We start from the raw sequence: 20,247 nt of genomic DNA, 5'->3' as shown, positions 1-20,247 counted from the left end.
GTTCCTATATTTAAAAAATGAAAATATCTGTCCTTGATCTATGTCCCGTGCCTGAGGGAAGTTCGGTTGCTCAGGCGTTAAAAAATTCCATAGCTCTTGCCAAACATGTGGATGAGCTAGGGTTTCCTCGTATCTGGTATGCCGAACATCACAATATGACCGGCATTGCAAGCGCTGCAACGGCGGTTGTAATGGGGCAGATTCTTGCCTCGACCAATAAAATCGTTGTTGGTGCGGGCGGCGTTATGCTTCCTAACCATTCTCCGCTCGTTATTGCCGAACAATTTGGCACTCTTGAAGCACTCTATCCGAACAGGGTTGAACTCGGATTAGGTCGTGCTCCGGGCACAGACCAGATGACAGCCAGAGCCTTGAGACGCTCGCTTGATAGCAACCCGAATGATTATCCCCGCGATGTTGTCGAATTGCTTGACTATTTTAAAGATGCCGAGCCTCAGCAACAATTGCGGGCAGTTCCGGGAGCGGGTTTGCACGTACCGGTCTGGATTTTGGGGTCGAGCCTTTATGGGGCGCAGCTTGCGGCAGTTTTGGGCTTGCCTTATTCGTTTGCCTCGCATTTTGCACCGGCCGAGCTTTATCGCGCACTTAAAGTTTATCGCGATAATTTCCAACCGTCGGAATATCTGGATAAGCCCGTTGCAATGGTTGCGGCAAATGTTGTGGTTGCTGAAACGGATGACGAAGCAAAGTTTCTATTTTCTTCCCAACAACAATCCTTTGTCAATTTGAGAACGGGGCGTGCCGGTCCATTACCGAAACCGGTCATGAATTATGTTGACAATCTGCCTTTCAATCACCGCTTGGTGCTTGAGCAATCTTTGTCTTGCTCTGTCGTTGGCTCATCTGAAACAGTCGAGCAAGGACTGAAAAAACTGATAGCCGATACGAATGCCGACGAGTTGATTGTTACGAGCCCGATTTGGGATAATAAAAAACGCATGGATTCATTCACACTTCTTGCCCGAATCATTAAAGATTTATGATTTTTAATCACTCTATGAGCAAGCGGTAGAGCCCTCGATAACCGAGCGCTAATGGTCGCGGATTTGTGGGGTTAAAATCATTTATTTCCAAAATGCACAGTCGGCGTTTTTCTTTGGGTTGAAGCTGTCTTACAGAGCTATCAATGCACCGTTTTCTGAAAAGATGTGGAAGAACCGGAAAGTCATCTTTTCTTAACCCGTAAAGCAGGCTAGAAATGCGTAAAACTGCGCAAGCGGTGGCCCGTTTACGCAGTTTTATCTTACGCATTTTCCGGACGATACTCATACACGTGTCCGGAATTACACCTCTGGTACGCACTACCTGATCCAGAGAGAAACAAAGTGTTTTTGTTTCTGGAGCCTTTGTAGATCAACAATGTTAATCACGGGTTAGCGAACACTTAATGAAGTATGAAAATCGCTATTTTTTTGAAAAAAATTGCGATTTTTTTATTGGTAAAGGGTGATTGATTTGGCACGTGCATTGATGTTTCAGGGCACAGGTTCCGATGTCGGAAAAACAGTTCTTGTTGCCGGCTTTTGCCGTTTGGCCTCCCGCAAGGGCATCAAGGTAATGCCGTTCAAACCGCAAAATATGTCGAACAATGCTGCGGTTGCCGATGATGGTGGCGAGATCGGGCGCGGTCAATGGCTGCAAGCTTTTGCAGCAAATGAAAAACCGTCCGTTCATATGAATCCGGTTTTATTGAAACCGCAAAGTTCTACCGGTTCCCAAATCATTCTACAGGGTAAGCTTTCCGGTTTTAAAAAAGGTGCCGACTATCAAAAAATGAAGGGTGCACTTCTTGATCGGGTCATGGAATCTTTTGCCCGATTGAAGGAGAGAGCCGATTTGGTGCTGGTGGAGGGGGCGGGCTCACCGGCAGAAATCAATTTGCGCCATGGTGACATTGCCAATATGGGTTTTGCGCGAAGCGCCGATGTGCCGGTCGTATTGATTGGTGACATTGACCGCGGTGGTGTGATCGCTTCACTCGTAGGTACCGCAACAATTCTTGATCGTGAAGACCGCGCAATGGTTTGCGGTTATCTCATTAATAAATTTCGTGGGGATTTGAGCCTTTTTGATGACGGAATCAAAGCAATCCGGAATTTTACCGGCTGGCCATGCCTCGGCGTTATTCCCTGGCTTGAAGGGGCGAGCCTGTTGCCTCCTGAAGATTCGATGGCACTCGAACATAGAGAGCCAAAAAAACATGGCAAAGTAAAAATAGCTCTACCGGTTTTACCCCATATTGCCAATTTTGATGATCTCGACCCGTTGGCTCACGAAAGTGATGTTGAAATTGTCTTTGTCCGGAAGGGTGAGTGTTTTCCAGCCGATAGCGATGTTATTATCCTTCCCGGTTCCAAATCGACCATAGCCGATATGATTGCTCTTCGTGAAAATAAGTGGGATGGGGAGATTATCGAACACGCTAAAAAAGGCGGAATGGTTATCGGCATTTGCGGTGGATTCCAGATTCTGGGCAGGAAAATTTTTGATCGCGATTGTCTGGAAGGAAACGTTACCGAAATAGATGCGCTTGGCCTGCTTGATATGGTAACCGAAATCGGAAAACGAAAACTCACGCGCAATAGTAATGCTATTCATCTTTTAAGTGGACTTCCGCTCAGAGGTTATGAAATTCATATGGGCAAAAGCTTTGGTCCCGATTGTCGCCATGCCCCTTTAAAAATAAACAATGTCGAAGACGGTGCGGCCTCGCCAGATGGAAAGATTTGGGGAACCTATCTCCATGGTTTATTTTCGGCAGATGCTTTTCGTCGTTATTTTATCGGAAATTTTGGTGCAAAGCCGGATGCGTCCGGACATTTTGAAAAAATTGATAATGCGCTCGATAAGATTGCCGATGAACTGGAAAAGGCTGTCGACATAAACGCGCTTTTTCGGCTTGCACGATAAAGTTTAAGCAGCTATCTCTATAAATAGCCGGTTTTTTGCAAAAGAATTTGCGAAAAATAAACTGGACTTTCAGGAAGTGGACCCAATTCGGGCATTTCATTCGAACCGGTCAGTCAAATTATTGTATTTAAGAATGGGCTAGAAATCCGGTTCCGGTTTGTGTTCTCATCATTCAAGAACTCTGATTCTGCATCAAAGGCATGAAGCCGGTTTTCAGCTTTCTTAGTAAAGTGATGAATGTCTATTCCGTAAATGGAGGAGTTTTTTGGCAAAGATAACATTGATTCTTGGCGGTACGCGTTCGGGAAAGTCGGTTTTTGCCGAAAATTATGTGTTGTCTGCCAATAAAGTGCCGGTCTATCTCGCAACGGCAGAAATTTTCAATGACGAGATGAAAAAACGGGTCGACATGCATCGCTCACGCCGTAAGTCCGGCTGGATTAATGTTGAAGAACCGATTGATCTTATAGGCGAGATCCAAAAACACAATAATGAACAAAAGATCGTCCTTATTGATTGTCTCAGCGTTTGGCTTGGTAATTTATTGGAGTATCACCGGAACGTTGAAACAGAAATAGCAAAGCTTGTTGATGGTCTTGCAAAGCTTGAGGTAGAAGCGGTTTTTGTTTCGAGCGAGGTAGGACTCGGGATTGTGCCGGACAACAAGCTTGCGCGTGAATTTAGTGATTATGCCGGTCTCATGAACCAGAAAATTGCAAATATAGCAGAAACGGTGTTTTTTGTTGCGGCTGGTCTGCCGCTTAAATTGAAAGGCTAACTTTAATGTCGGAACAAAAATTTTTACAAAGCAAAATCCCAACCACCGTCATAACCGGATTTTTGGGTTCCGGAAAAACCACAATGATCAGGCATTTATTGGAAAATGCGCAAGGCAAACGCATTGCTCTCATCATTAACGAATTCGGCGAACTTGGTGTGGATGGCGGTTTGCTCAAAGGCTGTGGTCTTGATAATTGCCACGATGATGATCTCATTGAACTTAATAACGGTTGCATCTGTTGCACGGTTGCTGAAGAATTTATTCCGACTATGACCAAACTTCTCGAGCGCGAGGATAGACCTGATCATATTGTGATCGAAACATCAGGTTTGGCACTTCCCCAGCCGCTTGTTGCAGCCTTCAATTGGCCTGAAATCAAAACGCAGGTGACCGTTGACGGAGTGATCACCGTGATTGACGCTCCGGCGGTGGCCGAAGGCCGGTTTGCCGATGATATTGACAAAATCAATGCCGAACGTGCCCAAGATAATTCGATCACCCATGAAAGCCCGCTCGAAGAATTGTTTGAAGACCAAATTCATGCGGCTGATCTTATCGTCCTCAACAAGGTTGATCTTATCGACGAGGATAAGCTCGAGAATGTGCGCAATATCATTTCAAGCCATAGTGACAGAGTTCCGCAAATGGTCACGTCGAGTTTTGGCAGTATCGGAACCGATCTTATATTGGGGCTTGGCGTCGGTACCGAGAGCGATATTGAAAACCGCAAATCCCACCATGAAATGAACCATGCGAAAGGCGTTCCCCATAACCACGACGAATTCAAAAGCTTTGTCGTTAACGCACCATCCATCCATGATCCGAGGGCTTTGATCGAACGGTTGAAAACGATCATTGAAGAAAATGATATTTTGCGGCTCAAAGGTTTTGTCAATGTGGTTGGAAAGCCGATACGCCTTGTTGTTCAAGCCGTAGGTCAGCGGATTGATTCCTATTTTGATCGCCCCTGGCAAAAAAACGAAGAGCATAAAAGCCACCTTGTTGTTATCGGTCTTCACCAAATCGACGAGGAGAAGGTGCGCAAAACAATTGAAGCGCTTGATGTCTGATGCATTTGCTTCTTGCCCAGAAGGGAACCATAGCCGAACAGGATAAGGCGATTGATCTTGGACAGTCGCCGGCCGATGTTATTTTTCTTTCGTCGGCTGACACCGAATTGGCAAGCCTTTCGGTTGCAAAAGCCGCATTGAAGAAAACAACGTCTTCGCTAAGGCTTGTTAATTTGCTTTCGCTTTCACATCCCATGTCGGTCGACACCTATGTCGAAAAAACCGCGTCATATGCGAAATTGATTGTGTTGCGCGTGATAGGCGGCGAAAGTTATTGGCCTTATGGCTTGCAAGTCCTCCACTCGCTGGCACTGGAAAAGAATATCAAACTGGTGGTCTTGCCCGGTGACGATAAAGTAGACGAAAATTTGCAAAAATTTTCTACTGTTGCCGAAGAGGATTGCCGCAATCTTTGGCACTATCTTATTGAAGCGAGCGCCCAAAATATGCGCTCCTTTCTCGAATATTGCGATTATTTGCTAGGCCGCCACGAAAAGCCTGTCGAGGCGATCCCCTTGATGAAGGCAGGTCTCTGGTCACCGGATGACCCGCCGTTAACTGTTGATGATCTCGTAAAACGTCACAATGCCACCCATAAACCGGTTGTAGCCATCTGTTTTTATCGTGCATTGGTGCAGAGCGGGCAAACAGCGAGCGTGGAAGCACTTATCGACGCACTTCAAAAACGCGGATTAATCGCGCTGCCGATTTTTGTTTCAAGTATTAAAGATGAATTGAGTGTCGCAATTGTCGATTCGATTTTTGACCGGCTTTCGCCCGATATTGTATTGAATGCGACCGGCTTTGCGGTTTCAAACGGGCATACGGGACGAAAACCTACCGTGCTCGAAAAGCGCGGCGCAATGGTTTTGCAGGTGGTTTTTGCCGGAAGCAGCAAAGAGCAATGGGAAAAAGATGGACGTGGCTTGACCGCCCGTGACCTTGCCATGAATGTTGCGCTTCCGGAAGTTGATGGACGCGTATTCACCCGCGCTGTGTCTTTCAAATCGGCAGTGGAATTCGATGACGAGACAGAATGTAATGTTGTCGTCCATAAACCTTTAAAAGACAGGGTCGATTTTGTTGCAGAGCTCACAAAAAACTGGGTAAGATTGCGCAACAAGAAGCCGGAAGAACGGCATGTTGCCATTGTCATGGCCAATTATCCCGGTGGCGATGGCCGCTTGGGGCATGGTGTCGGGCTTGATACACCGGCAGCCATGATTGTGACGCTTAAAGCCATGAAAAACCAAGGCTACGAAATAGAAAATATTCCGGAAAATGGCAATGAACTCATGCGGTTGATGATTGAAGGTCCAACCAATGAAGGAGTAAAGGGAAGGATAGTTCGGAAAGCTCTTTCTTTGAGTGTTTACAAGAAGTTCTTTCAATCACTTGATAAAAAGATTCAAGATGAAGTGACTGCACGCTGGGGCGCACCGGAAGACGATGCCTATGTGGTTGACAACGGATTGGCTTTGCCGGTTTTAATGTTGGGGGAAACGGTTGTCGGATTACAGCCGGAACGTGCATTCGGAATGGATGCAAAGCAAGTCTACCATGCACCCGACATTGTTCCCACCCATCATTACCTTGCATTCTATTTCTGGCTCCGGTTTGTTTATAAAGCCGATGCCATCATCCATATGGGTAAACACGGCAATCTTGAATGGCTTCCGGGAAAAGCTTTGGCACTCTCGAACCATTGCTATCCTGAAGTTGCTCTTGGACCAATGCCGCATATCTATCCGTTTATTGTTAACGACCCCGGTGAAGGGACACAGGCAAAACGACGCTCTTCTGCCGTTATCATTGACCATCTGACCCCGCCTTTGACACGCGCGGAAAGTTATGGCCCGTTAAAAGATCTGGAAGGGCTTGTTGATGAATATTATGAGGCCTCAGGCGTTGACCCGCGCCGTCTCGTAAAGCTCAAAGGCGAAATACTTGATCTGGTGCGGCTCACCGGTCTCAATCATGATGCCGGAATTGAAGACCATGATAGCGATGATCTGGCACTTGAGAAACTTGATGCCTTTTTGTGTGATCTTAAAGAATTGCAAATCAGGGACGGGCTGCATATTTTTGGCAAAGCGCCTTCTGGCGAACAATTGGAAAATCTCCTTGTTGCAACGGCACGTGTTCCCCGTGGCGAGGGAGAAAATGGCAGTTTACACCGCGCTATCGCCGATGATCTCGGACTTGCTTTCGACCCGCTTGATTGTGTTTTTTCAGAAAAATGGCAAGGTGAAAAGCCTGAAATATTAAAAGGAATGACCGACAGCCTATGGCGCACAAATGGTGACACGGTTGAACGGATTGAACTTCTGGCGCTGGCGCTGGTTTCCGGAAAGGTCACTCTTCCGCAAAACTTCACGAAAACAGCGCCAATTCTTAAAAATATTGAAGAAACATTGCGGCCATTGATTTTAAGTTGCGGCAAGGCAGAAATTGACGGGCTTTTAACGGCTCTTGACGGGCATTTTGTGGAGCCGGGTCCATCCGGCGCTCCGACACGCGGGCGGCCGGATGTATTTCCGACGGGGCGCAACTTTTTTTCGCTCGACACTAGGGCAGTGCCCACACAGTCGGCTTGGCAATTGGGTAAAAAATCGGCCGAGCTTCTCATTATCCGCTATGTGCAGGATCACGGTGATTGGCCGAAGGCTTTTGGCCTTACCGCTTGGGGAACCGCCAATATGCGCACCGGTGGCGATGATATTGCGCAGGCTCTCGCACTTATCGGCGTCAAACCTTTGTGGGATGCGGCATCCCGCCGTGTGACCGGTGTTGAGGTTATTCCGATAGCAGTTCTTGGTCGGCCACGTGTTGACGTGACATTAAGGATTTCCGGCTTCTTCCGCGATGCATTTCCCGAACAGATCGCCTTGTTCGATCAGGCGGTGCGTCTCGTTGCCTCGCTTGACGAAGAGGAAGAAGATAATCCGCTTCATGCGCATTATTTGAAAGACGTAAAAACGCTCACAGAAAACGGAAAGAGCACAAAAGAGGCAGAAAGAGAAGCCGGTTTTCGTGTTTTCGGCGCTCGACCGGGTGTCTATGGAACAGGCGTTCAGGAGCTTCTCGACAAGGGCGAATGGAATGACCGTAACGACCTTGGTAAAGCGTGGATTGCCCATTCTTCTTTTGCTTACGGTAAGGAAGATGGTGTTTCTGCACAAAATATGCTTGAAAACCGGCTTCATCATATCAATGCCGTTGTCCAAAATCAGGATAATCGCGAACATGATCTTCTTGATTCCGGTGAATATTATGCCTTTGAAGGGGGAATGGCTTCGGCAGTTGCTGATAAGCAGGGTGCTTTTCCGAAAGTCTATCACAATGATATGTCGCGCCCCGAACGGCCAATGATAAAAACATTGCAGGAAGAAATCGGGCGAACACTCCGCGGGCGTGCCGTTAATCCGAAATGGATAGAAGGAGTCATGCGACACGGCTTTAAAGGCGCGGTCGAAATGGCTGCAACTGTCGATTATCTCTTTGCTTTTTCGGCTACAACAAATGCCGTATCCAATGAACAATTCGAAGCGATTTATAATGCCTATATCGACGACGAGACAGTGCGGAATTTTTTAATCGGAAATAATCCTGCCGCTTTAAGAGAAATGGCACATAAACTTGAACAGGCGATCCGGAGAGAGTTGTGGAAACCGCGCTCCAATTCTGCTTTGTTTGAACTGGAAGAACTACAGAAAGGCTCGATAAGATGGACGCCAAGGAAAAGCTGACGGAAGCGGAATTGAATGCCCGTCATGCCGAAAAAATGAAAAAGAAAGAGGCCGCGCGCAAAAAAATAGAAGCCGGTAAAACCAAAGAAAAAGGTCTTCTCATTGTTCATACGGGCAAGGGCAAAGGCAAGACAACGGCAGCTTTCGGTATGGTTTTTCGTGCTCTCGGCCAGAATATGAAGGTTGGCGTTGTGCAGTTTGTCAAGGGATTACGCCAAACCGGCGAGCGTATCGCACTTGAAAAATTTGGCGATCAGGTGCGCGTTTATGCCCATGGTGAAGGCTTTACATGGGAAACGCAGGATCGTGAAAAAGACATTGCCGAAGCGCGAAAAGCATGGAACATTGCCAAAGATATGATCCTCGACGACACCACGGATATGGTGCTTTGTGACGAGTTGAATATCGTATTGCGCTATGATTATTTACCTTTGGAAGAAGTGCTTGATGTATTATCGAAGCGACCTTTCATGAAGCATGTTATCATTACCGGTCGCAATGCACGAAATGAATTGATTGAGGCTGCCGATCTGGTGACAGAAATGGAATTGGTCAAACACCCGTTCCGTTCCGGCATAAAAGGACAGAAGGGGATTGAATTCTGATGACCGCAACCTGGCAGTTCTGGGCATTTCTTTCAGCAATTTTTGCGGCTTTAACAGCGATTTTTGCAAAAGTAGGTATAAGCGGTATCAATTCCGATTTTGCCACTTTGATAAGAACAATCGTTATCATCGCCGCATTGTGTCTCTTTTTAAGCATTACCGGACAATGGCAACGTCCGGGAGCTATTCCGGCAAAATCATGGGTTTTCCTTGTTTTATCAGGACTTGCCACGGGTGCTTCATGGCTTGCCTATTTTCGCGCTCTGCAATTGGGAGATGCTTCCCATGTTGCTCCGATTGACAAATTGTCGGTTATTTTTGTTGCCATTTTCGGCGTTACTTTTCTTGGTGAGAAATTGACAGCCATCAACTGGACCGGCGTCGTGCTGATCGGGGCAGGTGTTATTTTACTGGCATTAAAATTTTAGAAAAACATCAATTGTTCTGTCTTAAAAAACCGGTTCGGCAGCTTTGTGCAAACCGGTTTTTTAAAGCTCCATGATGATATTCTGATGGAGAGGTTTTAACTCTCAGAAGTTCAGCCATTGCCGTAGCGGATTGTCATGAGCTTCCAAGAGTTTATAGGCAAGAATAACGCATACAATGACCAATAGCGGTTTTATGAGCTTGGCACCGGTTTTCATGGCAACGCGCGCACCCATTTGTGCACCGATGAATTGGGCAATTCCCATAGCAATGCCGATTTTTACATTGATCGAGCCCATGACAGCAAAGGTTAAAAAACCGCCGAGATTGGATGAAAAGTTCAACAGTTTCGTATGGGCTGTCGCTTTGAGGATTCCAAACCCTGACAAAGAAACAAAGGCCAGCATATAGAAAGAACCGGCACCCGGACCGAATATGCCGTCGTAAAAGCCGACAAGTGGCGCCATAGTCAGCGAAAAGATGATTGGCCGCATCCGCTCCTGTTTATCAATGTCGTTGAGGTTCGGCTTTAACGCAAAATAACCGGCGACAATAATGAGCAAAACGGGCAGGAACGCTTGAAATAATTTGACAGGAATGAGGGTCGCAACCAATGCGCCGATAACACTTCCGATAAAGGCCATAGTGGCTTGGAGGATTTGTCTCCTTATATTGACTTGACCACCACGGGCATAGGCCACCATTGCAGAAAATGACCCGAAAAGTCCCTGCAACTTGTTTGTACCTAGTGTTTCAACTGGTGGAAGGCCTGAAAGCATCAGGGCAGGGATGGTGATGAGGCCACCGCCACCGGCAATCGAATCTATAAAACCGGCAAGCAAACCGGCAAAAATCAAAATCAGAACAGTCGGGTCAAAAAGGAATTCCAGCATTGGCGAATATTACCTGAAAAGAATAGAATAAGAAATAATAGAATAATTTCGATAAAGAAACGTCAAACGTTGCATTCATGCACTTGTGTTTTTTGTGCAATATTGGCAAGCTCTGCTTTTAGTTCAGCTCTTCTAACGTGGCAAGAAGCGGAGTTTCGCATGTTTGACAGCATCGCAAATTATTTTTCCCGTCATAATTCGGTTCGTAAAGTGGCCGAAAATCCGGCAACAGCGGCCGAACTTCTCTTGCTCATTCATTTGGGTTTTGCCGATGGTAAACATACCCCAAGCGAAACTGCCGCTTTTTCAAAAATTGCCGAACAACAATTCGGCGTATCTCCCGATGCTTTGCCGGATGTCATCCAATATCTTTATGATTATGGCTATGAAACAACAACCGGTCAGGCTGCGGCTCTCTTCGGCGAATTGGCGCCGGATCGGCGTACTGCACTTATCGAAAATTTGATGACGATTGCGGCTGCCGATAACCATGTCGATGCGGATGAAGTTGCGCTCATCCATCGGATAGCCGCAATTCTCGGTGTTCCCTCGCAAGAAGTGGAGCGGATTTATAACACCGTCAAAAGACGCGCTTGAAGGCAAAAACGGATATGGTCAATAGAAGCTCTATGCCGGTTTTTGTGGGCATAGGCATTTCGTCATCTGCCACGACGGGCGACATGGAAGAAGCTCTCGAAACTCTCGAAAAGTGGAATATTGCGGCTTTTTCAACGCTTGACGGTAAAAAATCCAACGGGCTTATTTTGCGTGCTTTGCAACGTCTTTCTGTTCCACTCATTACATTTTCTTCAGAAGAGTTGGAGACAATGACTTGCTTTCTGAAGAACCCCTCCGATATTGTTTTTCAACATACGGGCTGCCATGGCGTTGCGGAAGCGGCGGCTTTGGCGGCTTCCGGTAAAAGTGGTATTTTGCTCGTTGAAAAGACAAAAATTGGTGGGCTTACCATTGCTGTGGCAGGACAGAAGGAAGAATGACAGTATATTTTATTGGCGCAGGTCCGGGGGCATATGATCTCATTACACTGCGCGGGCTCAATCTCATAAAACGTTGTCCGGTCTGCCTTTATGCCGGCTCGCTTCTTTCGGAAGAATTGATTGCCGAAATTCCTTATAAAGCACGGCGCGTCAATACCGGCCATCTTGATCTTGATGCGATTGTCGAAGAATTTGTCAAAGCGGAAAAAGAGGGAAAGGATGTTGCAAGGCTTCATTCCGGCGACCCTTCGATCTATAGCGCAATTGCCGAACAGATGGCAGCGCTCGACAAGCTTGCAATCAATTATGAGGTGGTACCGGGGGTTGCTTCCTACGCGGCGGCAGCGGCAGCCATGAAGCAGGAATTGACACTTCCAAAGCTAAACCAATCGGTCATTTTGACACGGACATCGGTCAATTCTTCACCAATGCCGGAACTTGAGACATTGTCAAATCTCGGACAAGCAAAAGCGACAATGGCAATTCATCTTTCGGCAAAAAATATTGCTGCAATCCAGAAAGAATTATTGCCGATTTACGGGGCCGATTGCCCCGTCATTGTTGCCTATCACGTAAGCTGGCCGGACGAAAAAATCATTTCAGGCACATTGGCCGATATTCATGAAAAGATAGCGCAAGAAAAAATAGAAAAAACCGCAATCATCTTTGTCGGAAAAGCACTTCGTCCGGAAAAGCTTAGCCGTTCGTCTCTTTATGCTTTTCCGCACGGTCCGCTTGGCAAAACGTCCGCACCAAGTCGATAACATCTTTTTCCGTGTTCAATGTGACGACATTGGGCAGGGGCTTTCTGGTGATCATAATCACCGGAAGGCCGAGTTTGCGGGCAGCCTCCAACTTTGGAAAAGAGGCGGAACCTCCGGAATTTCTGCACACGAGACAATCAAAATGATGTTTGACGAGAAAGTCGTATTCTTCTTGTTCGTTTTCCGGTTTACCAAGCACAATTTCTATATTGGCTTCGGGAACAAAATTTTCCGGCTTCTCGACCATACGCGCGACAAATGAAACATCTTTGCGCACCAGAAATTCATTGACGTGCTGACGCCCTATCGCAAGGAAGCAGCGGCTATTTACAGGAATAGCAGTAACGGCTTCCGCAATATTATTCACCGTCAGCCACTTGTCTTCTTTACCCGCTTGCCAGAGCGGACGCTCGAACCGGATATAGTCGATTTTTTCTGCGCGCGCTGCCCGCCAGGCATGATCGGTCATAGTTTCGGCAAAAGGATGGGTTGCGTCAACGATAAGCCCTATATTTTCCTTTTTGATTGTATTGATAAGCCCGTCAATGCCGCCAAACCCGCCAATGCGGTATCGCCCCGCGGGAATTTTCGGATGCGATGTGCGGCCAGCGAGAGACGAAAGAACAGGATAGTCCTTTTCGGCAAATTTTTCTGCGAGAGCATAGGCTTCGCTGGTGCCACCCAATAATAAAACTGTCCTACTTTCTCGCAAGAATATTTCCCTTCCTGTCGGTCACAATGATTTCGACCGATACCGGCGCATCCCTTAATGTTTCTTCAGCAATATGTTTTGCCTGAAGCGCAATAGGGGTAGCAATATCAATTCCTTCTTTTGTAGCAATATCAAGCACTTCTTTTGCAGTATTCGCATTTTCGATGAATTGCTTGAAAGATTGGTTCAAGCCGGCATTCTTTGCAACATTCCACAAAAATGTCTTGTCGACTTGGGAGCGGGAAGAATGAAGGTCCATTTCCCCTTGCGCGAGTTTTGTGAGTTTTGCAAAACCACCTGCAATTGTCAGTTTATCAATCGGGTGGTGACGCAAATATTTTAACACGGCACCGACGAAGTCTCCCATATCCAATATGGCATAGTCGGGAAGATGGTAGATTGCCTGTGCGGCATCTTCCGAAGTTGCGCCGGTTGCACCAAGAACATGGCTTGCCCCTTCCGCACGTGCTACATCAATACCGCTATGAATAGAATGAATCCATGCCGAGCACGAGAACGGATGAACAATACCGGTAGTGCCGAGAATGGAAATGCCGCCCAGAATACCAAGGCGCGGATTCCATGTTTTGAGCGCGATATTTTCGCCATCCGGCACTGAAATTGTAATGACCAGGTCTTGCGGAAAAGAATATATGTCACAAATTTCCTTGCAAACCTCGCTCATCATCCGGCGCGGAACGGGGTTGATGGCCGCTTCCCCGACATCAAGCGGCAAACCCGGTCTTGTAACAGTTCCAACACCTTTTCCTGCTTTGAATATAATTCCACTGTTTGGACGGGCAGGGGTGAGAGTGGCAATAATGGTCGCCTTGTCTGTCACATCGGGATCATCACCTGCATCTTTGATAATTCCTGCTGTCGCCTGATTTTCTCCAAGACTTTTGAGAGAAAGCGCAAATTGCGGCATTTGCCCCCTTGGCAATCTTATCTCCACGGGATCGGGAAAAGCACCGGTTATGAGAGCAGTGAGCGCTGCCTTGGTTGCAGCGGTAGCGCAGGCGCCTGTTGTCCAGCCCAAGCGAAGGGGACCTTCCGGTTTGCGTTTCAATGTGCTTTGCAGATCTGCCATTTTGACAATATTTCTTGAAAATTAAACGTTTACAGTGGTTGGAAACTGCACAATAGATAACACATATAATGCATTGATTCTTGATTTCTATAGATTTTACCATCAAAAGGACCCGAAATGACGGCAGATTTGCCATTCAAATTGCCACAGTTCATTGCGGGGCATGTGTGGTTGGTGGGCGCTGGGCCGGGTGATCCCGGACTTCTTACGCTTCATTGTGTCAATGCACTCAAACAGGCAGACCACATCCTTTATGATGCGCTGGTCGATCATTCGTGCCTCAAGCTTGCAAAACAAGGCGCAATTTTAGAATTTGCCGGTAAACGCGGTGGCAAACCCTCGCTTAAACAGCAGGAAATTACCGACCGCATGATTTGCCTTGCCAGAGAAGGCAAGCGGGTTTTGCGTTTGAAAGGTGGCGATCCTTTTGTTTTCGGGCGTGGTGGTGAAGAAGCGCTTGCCTTGATAGAGGCGCATATTCCCTTTCGCGTTTTTCCCGGAATAACAGCAGGAATAGCAGGGCCTGCCTATGCAGGTGTTCCGGTAACGCATCGTTCGGTCAATCATAGTGTATTGTTTTTAACCGGTCATGATGCTGACGGAACAGTGCCCAAATCTTTTGACTGGAAAGCAATTTCGCGCGCTGCACCGGTTCTTGTGTTTTATATGGCGATGAAACATATTGATGAAATTGCCGATGACCTTATGAAAGGCGGGCGCAAAAGTGACGAGCCGGTTATGTTTATCACGCATGCGACCACCTCCAATCAGCGGATTTATAAAACCGAACTCGGCCATATAAAACAAACAATCAAAGAGCATAATATCGAACCACCGACAATTGTTGTCGTTGGTAAAGTTGTTTCTCTTTCCGATAAACTTGCTCCAAATATTGTTACAGACGAATTGGATAACAGATCATTATGAATGGCTTTATGGTGAGCGCTGCCAATTCGGGAGCCGGTAAAACTGTTATCACTCTGGCATTGATGCGCGCTTTGAAAGAAGTGGGGGTCGCCGTGGCGCCGCGAAAAGCAGGTCCCGACTTTATTGATCCCGCGTTTCATAAAGCGGCAACAGGCGAGGATAGTTACAATCTCGATTGTTGGGCAATGCGCGACGCGCTCATAAGAAATATCAATTTTACCGACACTTCGGAGCAGAAGTTTTTTGTGGTCGAAGGTATGATGGGGCTTTATGATGGCGCCATGAACGGCAAGGGGTCGTCTGCCGAACTTGCCCGATTGTTGGATTTGCCGGTATTTTTTGTTGTCGATGTGACAAGCCAATCACATTCGGTTGCGGCACTTGTCAAAGGCTTTGCCGAGTTTATGCCGGAATTGCGCTTTGCCGGAATTATTCTGAATAAAATTGGAAGTCCCCGACATGAAGCTATGCTTCGCGCGGCCTTGCAACCGCTTGATATACCGGTGGTTGGTGCGGTCTACAGGAATGAAGCGCTGACACTCCCCTCACGTCATTTGGGTTTGGTTCAAGCTTCGGAAAGAACCGATCTTTATCACTTTATCGGAAAAGCAGCAGAAATCATTAAGGCAAGCGTTGATCTCGAGGCGATGATCACATTATCGACTTCAAATCGGGTGAAAGTTACTAGTGCTACGATTGATCATATTCCGCCACTTGGACAACGTATTGCGGTGAGCCGTGATGATGCTTTCCGCTTTTCTTATCCACACCTGCTTGATGGTTGGAGAAAAGCCGGTGCCGAAATCACATTCTTTTCGCCTTTGGCGAATGAGGTGCCGGATAAAGAGTGTGACAGCATTTATTTATGTGGTGGTTATCCGGAACTTTTTGCCGGAAAACTGGCGGCAGCGGATAAATTCAAAAAAGCCATGGTTGATATGGCAACAGCCGGAAAAACCATTTATGGCGAATGCGGTGGTTATATGACCTTGGGGGAAACATTGGAAGATAGCGAAGGGGTTAAACACCTGATGCTTGGTCTTTTGCCATTGAATACCAGCTTCAAACAGAAGAAACTGCATTTAGGCTATCGCCGTCTGGTTCCGGAAGGGGCGTTTTTTGGAAAAAACCGCTTTCGAGGTCACGAATTCCATTATGCCTCCATTGTAGATGAAAAGGTCGATATACCGCTTTTTAAAGCCTATGATGCGCTCGACAATTCTTTAGGTACAAGGGGAATGAGAATAAACAGTGTTGCCGGTTCATTTATTCATTTGATAGATATTGAAGGTTGAAAAAAATCGGAAATTGTGGATGCAGTTAAAACTACATGCATTTATTGCAATTTCGCTAAAAGGTAAGCTATTCAGTTTTCTATCGGAAGAGCAGTTAAAGCAAAAGACTTCAATACAAACTGCCGTGAACATATTGAAATTGGAAGATATTTTCTTGCACTAATATGATGTGAAATGGCAAAACCGGATAATTGAAAAACTACCGCATTCAGGGATTCGTCCGTTAATTATGAAATATGAAATTGATAAGCTCAATGTTGCTTCCGCGGTTAACGCAAGAACACGCCGTATCAGCATACTTGCTCTTGCTGTCGGCGCCTTCGCAATCGGTACATCAGAATTTGTTTCAATGGGGCTGCAACCGGAAATGGCCAAAAGTTCGGGAGTGGATATACCGACCGCCGGCCAATATATTTCGGCCTATGCAATGGGGGTTGTTGTTGGTGCGCCGGTTCTGGCTGTAGCAACTGCAAAATTTCCGCGGAAATATGTTCTGATTGCTCTGATGCTGTTTTATGCTTTTGCCAATATTGCGAGTGCCTGTGTGACGAGCTTTCACGCGCTGGTTGGCTTACGGTTCATGAGCGGTTTGCCGCACGGCATCTATTTCGGTGTTGCCTCTATTGCCGCTTCTTCTATGGTGGAGATGAAAAATCGTCCCAAGGCGATCGGTGCGGTGATGCTAGGGCTTACAATTGCGACTGTTGTTGGCGCACCTTTTGCAACCTGGCTCGGTCAGCAACTTGGTTGGCAAATGGCTTTTGTGCTGGTCGGCAGCATCGGTGCTCTTTGTGCTATTTTGGTATTTTTGTTTTTGCCCAGTTTGCCAACGGCATTGGGTACAAGTCCACTTACCGAACTTAGCGCTTTAAAAGAAAAGCAGGTCTGGTTCATGCTGGCAATGGTAGCCATTGGCACTGCAGGTCTCTTTACTGTATTCAGCTACATCAAATCGACTTTGACTGTCGTTTCCGGGGTTTCAATTGCCTGGGTACCGTTTATCATGCCGCTTATCGGCCTTGGCATGGTAACAGGAAACATCTTCGGACCAAAAATAGCGGTGAAAATTGGTCCGATGAAGATGATATTTTATGCAATGCTTTGGAGTACAATTACATTCTTTCTGTTTTTCTTCCTCTGTCACTCCGGCATTACGGCTGCGATCGGTTGTTTTTTGATTGGTACATCTTTTGCCAGTATGCCGTCAGTTCAGGCGCGCGTGATGGATGTTGCAGCCAACGCCCAGACACTCGCCGGAGCACTGATGCAATCGGCCTACAATGTTGCCAATGCTTTGGGTGCTGAATCGGGTGCAGAAATTTTGCGCCTAGGCTTCGGTTATCAGGATACGGCGATTTTGGGCGGGTGTCTTACATTTTGCGGTGTGTTGATCTTTGCAGCATCGTGGTACGTCGATAAGCGTGATCAGGCCAAAGCACAAAAACAGGTATGACACCGGTGGAGCGTCTCTGTTTTATCCTTTTATTGGCGCTCCTGATTGATCGTTCAATCGGCGACCCCGACTGGATATGGCGCAAGCTCCCTCATCCGGTAGCGGCTTTCGGGGCAGGGATAAAGTGGTTTGAAACAAGATATAACAGAAAGTCGATGTCGCCCCGTCTCAGGAAATGGTGTGGCCTCGATGCTCTTCTCGTCTTGTTAACCGCAAGCTTTTTTGTTGGCCTTTTTATTCATAAGTTTTTGTTCGGATTGGGGTTCGCAGGGATAGTCATTGAGGCGCTGGTTGCCTCCATATTTATTGCTCAAAAAAGCCTGGTTGATCACGTTGGTAAAGTGGAAAAAGCGTTCAAACAAGGTTCGCTTGTTGAAGCGAGAGATGCTGTTTCACTCATCGTCGGGCGGGAAACAAAAAATCTCGATGAAAGTGCGGTTTGCCGTGCAGCTATCGAAAGCCTCGCCGAAAATAGCTCTGATGGCGTTGTGGCACCTGTATTCTGGTATCTTGTTCTCGGTCTTCCCGGCCTTTTTTGTTATAAATTGGTGAACACTGCCGACTCGATGATCGGCTATAAGAATGAGCGCTTCAAGGATTTCGGCTGGGCTTCGGCACGACTTGACGATGTTGTCAATTTTATACCGGCAAGATTGACAGCGTTTATCGTTATCCTGACATCCGGACTTTTTATCAATTGGAAAGCTGCAGCAAAAGCACTCGAAGTGGTGAAAAAAGATGCGAGGCACCATCATTCGCCCAATGCCGGTTTTCCCGAATGCGCCTTTGCAGGCGCCCTTGATGTCAAGCTTTTGGGACCGAGAATCTATTCAGGCAAAGCCGTTGATGAACCTTTCCAGAATGATAGCGGGAAAATGGCCGGTCCCGCCGATATTTATCGTGCTATCCGGCTCTTCAAGCGTTTGATGGATGTGTTATTTTTAATTATTCTGGTGCTGTTTCTGATCGCTTTGGTTGTTTGAATGTTTTCCATCGGGACGGTTGAGCATATCGCGCGAAATAATAAAGGCGAGCGGTACAGCAAGTAGCAATATAATAATCAGAAAGATAAACAGCACTTTGGAAGCCGCAATCATACCGCTGACACCACCCGGATCAAATAATCCGGCAAGATTGGTAATGCTTCCGGCGAGTGCTGCGCTTAAAGCTGTTGAAAACAATTGGATTGTTGTGAGAGATGCACTGGCACGCGTGGCGTCTTTATCGGAAGCACATTGTAATACGCGGGTAAGCAAATGCGGCCACGATGTTCCAGCCCCGACACCGATCAGGAAAAGGGCAATACAAATCGAAATCAGAAATCCCGATGATTGCATTTCGGAGGGGATGAAATAAAACAATGTTGCCATTCCGAGCATATCAATCACGGGCGCGAGAATGATGATTTTGCGCACAATTTTTGGAGCGGCTCCGGCACTTGGCAATGAACCACAAGTCCAGCCGATGCTCATAAGCGCGGCAATATAGCCTGCAACAAGTGGTCCACGCCCGTGAAGTTCCTGAAGAAACAGGGGAAGATAAAGCTCCGCACCGTTTACAGCGACCGAAATAATAACCATCAGGCCGTAAAGCGGCAGGAATATCGATTGAATAGAAAATGAACCTTCGGGAAGCATTTTGTTTTCAGAATGATTGTCGATAATCCCAAGAACTAAAAGCAGGATAGCACCGATAATAATACCGGCAATTTTAATGTTGTTGTCGGCAACCGCACTGCTTGCGGAAATGGCAAGAACCATAACGGTCAAAACAGCAAGTTGGATAACAGGAAGCCGTTCCGAAGCATTCTTAAGTTTTGCCGAGGCAGGCAAAACTTTAAGTGCAACGCCGGAAAATAAAAGTGCCAGAATACCAACCGTCCAGAATGAAGCACGCCAAGTGCTGTATTCGGCAAAAATGCCGCCAATAGCGGGGCCAAGTAATGTTGAAATGCCCCACATGCCGGAAATGAGCCCCATGGCACGTGGCCATAAGGCAGGGTCGAATACAATTCTGACCATGGAATAGGACAATGACAACAAAAATCCGCCGCCGAAACCTTGAATGAGCCGACCAAACAGGAACGCCGCCATAGTCGGAGCAACACTACAGATGAGGGTGCCAACTGCAAACAGGAGAGCCGAAAGGACGTAAGCTGTTTTGGGCCCGAAACGGGCTAGTAATTTTGCTGCAAGCGATGCACCGATAAGTGATGCTGTCACAAAAATTGTTGCTGCCCACGAATAATATTGTTCACCGTGAATATCGGCAACAAGAGAAGGGAGAATAGTGACAACAATATAGACATTGACCGCATGCAGAGCAACCCCGCCTGCAAGTGTTACAGAGCGGACACCGTTTCTACCTGAAAGAAGTGTTGACCAGCCTTGTTCATTCATTGTTATCCCTATGTATTTTTAGAATCAGTGCCGGTCTTCTAAATAACGTCATAAGACCGTGGAGCCAAGAAACGAAACTTTGATCAGCAATTTTTGTTCCCGCCAAGAGAAAAAGCCCCGTGTGAAACGGGGCTTTCGGCTTTTTAAATTTGAA

General features: G+C 46.9%; 18 protein-coding genes. 14 read left to right on the top strand and 4 right to left on the bottom strand.

The features are described 5' to 3' along the window. Positions 1 to 17: 17 nt before the first annotated feature. From H3S82_RS08025 to H3S82_RS07995, 7 genes are all read left to right on the top strand, one after another. Positions 18 to 1,004 carry an LLM class flavin-dependent oxidoreductase gene (locus H3S82_RS08025; RefSeq protein WP_077971758.1) on the top strand — a complete coding sequence of 329 codons (987 nt, stop codon included), beginning with the start codon at positions 18 to 20 and terminating at the stop codon, positions 1,002 to 1,004. 472 nt (positions 1,005 to 1,476) lie between these two features. After that, entirely contained in the window at positions 1,477 to 2,931 is a 1,455-nt protein-coding gene (locus H3S82_RS08020) for a cobyric acid synthase (protein ID WP_198233064.1), read from the top strand. 265 nt (positions 2,932 to 3,196) lie between these two features. Continuing rightward, positions 3,197 to 3,709, top strand: coding sequence for a bifunctional adenosylcobinamide kinase/adenosylcobinamide-phosphate guanylyltransferase (gene cobU, locus H3S82_RS08015; protein ID WP_198233063.1), 513 nt, complete (start codon positions 3,197 to 3,199; stop codon positions 3,707 to 3,709). Between the two features lie 5 nt (positions 3,710 to 3,714). Further along, positions 3,715 to 4,782 carry a cobalamin biosynthesis protein CobW gene (gene cobW / locus H3S82_RS08010; protein ID WP_198233062.1) on the top strand — a complete coding sequence of 356 codons (1,068 nt, stop codon included), beginning with the start codon at positions 3,715 to 3,717 and terminating at the stop codon, positions 4,780 to 4,782. Beyond that, positions 4,782 to 8,531 (top strand): cobaltochelatase subunit CobN, encoded by a 3,750-nt coding sequence (gene cobN, locus H3S82_RS08005; protein WP_198233061.1) that lies wholly within the window; start codon positions 4,782 to 4,784, stop codon positions 8,529 to 8,531. Before cobW ends, cobN begins: the two co-directional genes overlap by 1 nt. Then, the gene (cobO, locus tag H3S82_RS08000) at positions 8,510 to 9,136 is read left to right on the top strand and encodes a cob(I)yrinic acid a,c-diamide adenosyltransferase (RefSeq protein ID WP_198233060.1); all 627 of its coding nucleotides are present in this window, start codon (positions 8,510 to 8,512) and stop codon (positions 9,134 to 9,136) included. Before cobN ends, cobO begins: the two co-directional genes overlap by 22 nt. After that, complete coding sequence (locus H3S82_RS07995; RefSeq protein ID WP_077971747.1) at positions 9,136 to 9,564, top strand: EamA family transporter; 429 nt, start codon at positions 9,136 to 9,138, stop codon at positions 9,562 to 9,564. The genes cobO and H3S82_RS07995 overlap by 1 nt, the downstream gene beginning before the upstream one ends. Positions 9,565 to 9,666: 102 nt before the next feature. Here H3S82_RS07995 and H3S82_RS07990 read toward each other — a convergent pair whose 3' ends face one another. Continuing rightward, a complete protein-coding gene (locus H3S82_RS07990; protein ID WP_198233059.1) occupies positions 9,667 to 10,455 on the bottom strand; it encodes a TSUP family transporter in 789 nt (262 codons plus the stop codon). A gap of 159 nt (positions 10,456 to 10,614) precedes the next feature. Here H3S82_RS07990 and H3S82_RS07985 point away from each other — a divergent pair, with 159 nt between their 5' ends. From H3S82_RS07985 to cobM, 3 genes are read left to right on the top strand one after another with little or no spacing between them, the layout of a single operon-like run. After that, positions 10,615 to 11,052: a TerB family tellurite resistance protein gene (locus H3S82_RS07985; protein WP_198233058.1), complete on the top strand. Its 438-nt coding sequence runs from the start codon at positions 10,615 to 10,617 to the stop codon at positions 11,050 to 11,052. 14 nt (positions 11,053 to 11,066) lie between these two features. Continuing rightward, entirely contained in the window at positions 11,067 to 11,453 is a 387-nt protein-coding gene (locus H3S82_RS07980) for a cobalamin biosynthesis protein (RefSeq protein ID WP_198233057.1), read from the top strand. Next, complete coding sequence (gene cobM, locus H3S82_RS07975) at positions 11,450 to 12,217, top strand: precorrin-4 C(11)-methyltransferase (RefSeq protein ID WP_198233056.1); 768 nt, start codon at positions 11,450 to 11,452, stop codon at positions 12,215 to 12,217. Before H3S82_RS07980 ends, cobM begins: the two co-directional genes overlap by 4 nt. Here cobM and H3S82_RS07970 read toward each other — a convergent pair. Both H3S82_RS07970 and H3S82_RS07965 read right to left on the bottom strand, forming a co-directional pair. Continuing rightward, entirely contained in the window at positions 12,150 to 12,929 is a 780-nt protein-coding gene (locus H3S82_RS07970; RefSeq protein ID WP_198233055.1) for a cobalt-precorrin-6A reductase, read from the bottom strand. The genes cobM and H3S82_RS07970 overlap by 68 nt on opposite strands. Beyond that, a complete protein-coding gene (locus tag H3S82_RS07965; protein ID WP_198233054.1) occupies positions 12,916 to 14,019 on the bottom strand; it encodes a cobalt-precorrin-5B (C(1))-methyltransferase in 1,104 nt (367 codons plus the stop codon). The genes H3S82_RS07970 and H3S82_RS07965 overlap by 14 nt, the downstream gene beginning before the upstream one ends. 117 nt (positions 14,020 to 14,136) lie before the next feature. On the opposite strand from H3S82_RS07965, the gene cobA reads away from it, so the two are divergent. The 4 genes from cobA to cbiB all read left to right on the top strand — a co-directional run bounded on the left by cobA (position 14,137) and on the right by cbiB (position 18,677). Further along, a complete protein-coding gene (gene cobA, locus H3S82_RS07960) occupies positions 14,137 to 14,946 on the top strand; it encodes a uroporphyrinogen-III C-methyltransferase (RefSeq protein ID WP_198233053.1) in 810 nt (269 codons plus the stop codon). Further along, positions 14,943 to 16,241 carry a cobyrinate a,c-diamide synthase gene (locus H3S82_RS07955; protein WP_198233052.1) on the top strand — a complete coding sequence of 433 codons (1,299 nt, stop codon included), beginning with the start codon at positions 14,943 to 14,945 and terminating at the stop codon, positions 16,239 to 16,241. Before cobA ends, H3S82_RS07955 begins: the two co-directional genes overlap by 4 nt. Positions 16,242 to 16,470: 229 nt before the next feature. Next, positions 16,471 to 17,694 (top strand): MFS transporter, encoded by a 1,224-nt coding sequence (locus H3S82_RS07950; RefSeq protein ID WP_077971732.1) that lies wholly within the window; start codon positions 16,471 to 16,473, stop codon positions 17,692 to 17,694. 5 nt (positions 17,695 to 17,699) lie between these two features. Next, a complete protein-coding gene (gene cbiB, locus H3S82_RS07945) occupies positions 17,700 to 18,677 on the top strand; it encodes an adenosylcobinamide-phosphate synthase CbiB (protein ID WP_198233051.1) in 978 nt (325 codons plus the stop codon). Here the strand turns inward: cbiB and H3S82_RS07940 are convergent. Next, positions 18,636 to 20,093: an MFS transporter gene (locus H3S82_RS07940; RefSeq protein ID WP_198233050.1), complete on the bottom strand. Its 1,458-nt coding sequence runs from the start codon at positions 20,091 to 20,093 to the stop codon at positions 18,636 to 18,638. The genes cbiB and H3S82_RS07940 overlap by 42 nt on opposite strands. Positions 20,094 to 20,247: the final 154 nt, after the last annotated feature.

Origin of the sequence: Bartonella sp. M0192 (assembly GCF_016102305.1) — a bacterium.
Classification (GTDB): domain Bacteria; phylum Pseudomonadota; class Alphaproteobacteria; order Rhizobiales; family Rhizobiaceae; genus Bartonella; species Bartonella apihabitans.
Note: the sequence above shows the minus strand (reverse complement) of the source record. Positions and strands in the feature narration are given on the sequence as shown.

What these genes read in the sequence shown, in the direction of transcription:
- cobA (WP_198233053.1), top strand. Translation starts at nt 14,137, where the DNA reads ATGACGGCAGATTTGCCATTCAAATTGCCACAGTTCATTGCGGGGCAT.
- H3S82_RS07990 (WP_198233059.1), bottom strand. Translation starts at nt 10,455, where the DNA reads ATGCTGGAATTCCTTTTTGACCCGACTGTTCTGATTTTGATTTTTGCC.
- H3S82_RS08025 (WP_077971758.1), top strand. Translation starts at nt 18, where the DNA reads ATGAAAATATCTGTCCTTGATCTATGTCCCGTGCCTGAGGGAAGTTCG.
- H3S82_RS07950 (WP_077971732.1), top strand. Translation starts at nt 16,471, where the DNA reads ATGAAATATGAAATTGATAAGCTCAATGTTGCTTCCGCGGTTAACGCA.
- H3S82_RS07980 (WP_198233057.1), top strand. Translation starts at nt 11,067, where the DNA reads ATGGTCAATAGAAGCTCTATGCCGGTTTTTGTGGGCATAGGCATTTCG.
- cobN (WP_198233061.1), top strand. Translation starts at nt 4,782, where the DNA reads ATGCATTTGCTTCTTGCCCAGAAGGGAACCATAGCCGAACAGGATAAG.
- cobO (WP_198233060.1), top strand. Translation starts at nt 8,510, where the DNA reads ATGGACGCCAAGGAAAAGCTGACGGAAGCGGAATTGAATGCCCGTCAT.
- H3S82_RS07985 (WP_198233058.1), top strand. Translation starts at nt 10,615, where the DNA reads ATGTTTGACAGCATCGCAAATTATTTTTCCCGTCATAATTCGGTTCGT.
- cobM (WP_198233056.1), top strand. Translation starts at nt 11,450, where the DNA reads ATGACAGTATATTTTATTGGCGCAGGTCCGGGGGCATATGATCTCATT.
- H3S82_RS07965 (WP_198233054.1), bottom strand. Translation starts at nt 14,019, where the DNA reads ATGGCAGATCTGCAAAGCACATTGAAACGCAAACCGGAAGGTCCCCTT.
- cobW (WP_198233062.1), top strand. Translation starts at nt 3,715, where the DNA reads ATGTCGGAACAAAAATTTTTACAAAGCAAAATCCCAACCACCGTCATA.
- H3S82_RS07995 (WP_077971747.1), top strand. Translation starts at nt 9,136, where the DNA reads ATGACCGCAACCTGGCAGTTCTGGGCATTTCTTTCAGCAATTTTTGCG.
- H3S82_RS07955 (WP_198233052.1), top strand. Translation starts at nt 14,943, where the DNA reads ATGAATGGCTTTATGGTGAGCGCTGCCAATTCGGGAGCCGGTAAAACT.
- H3S82_RS07940 (WP_198233050.1), bottom strand. Translation starts at nt 20,093, where the DNA reads ATGAATGAACAAGGCTGGTCAACACTTCTTTCAGGTAGAAACGGTGTC.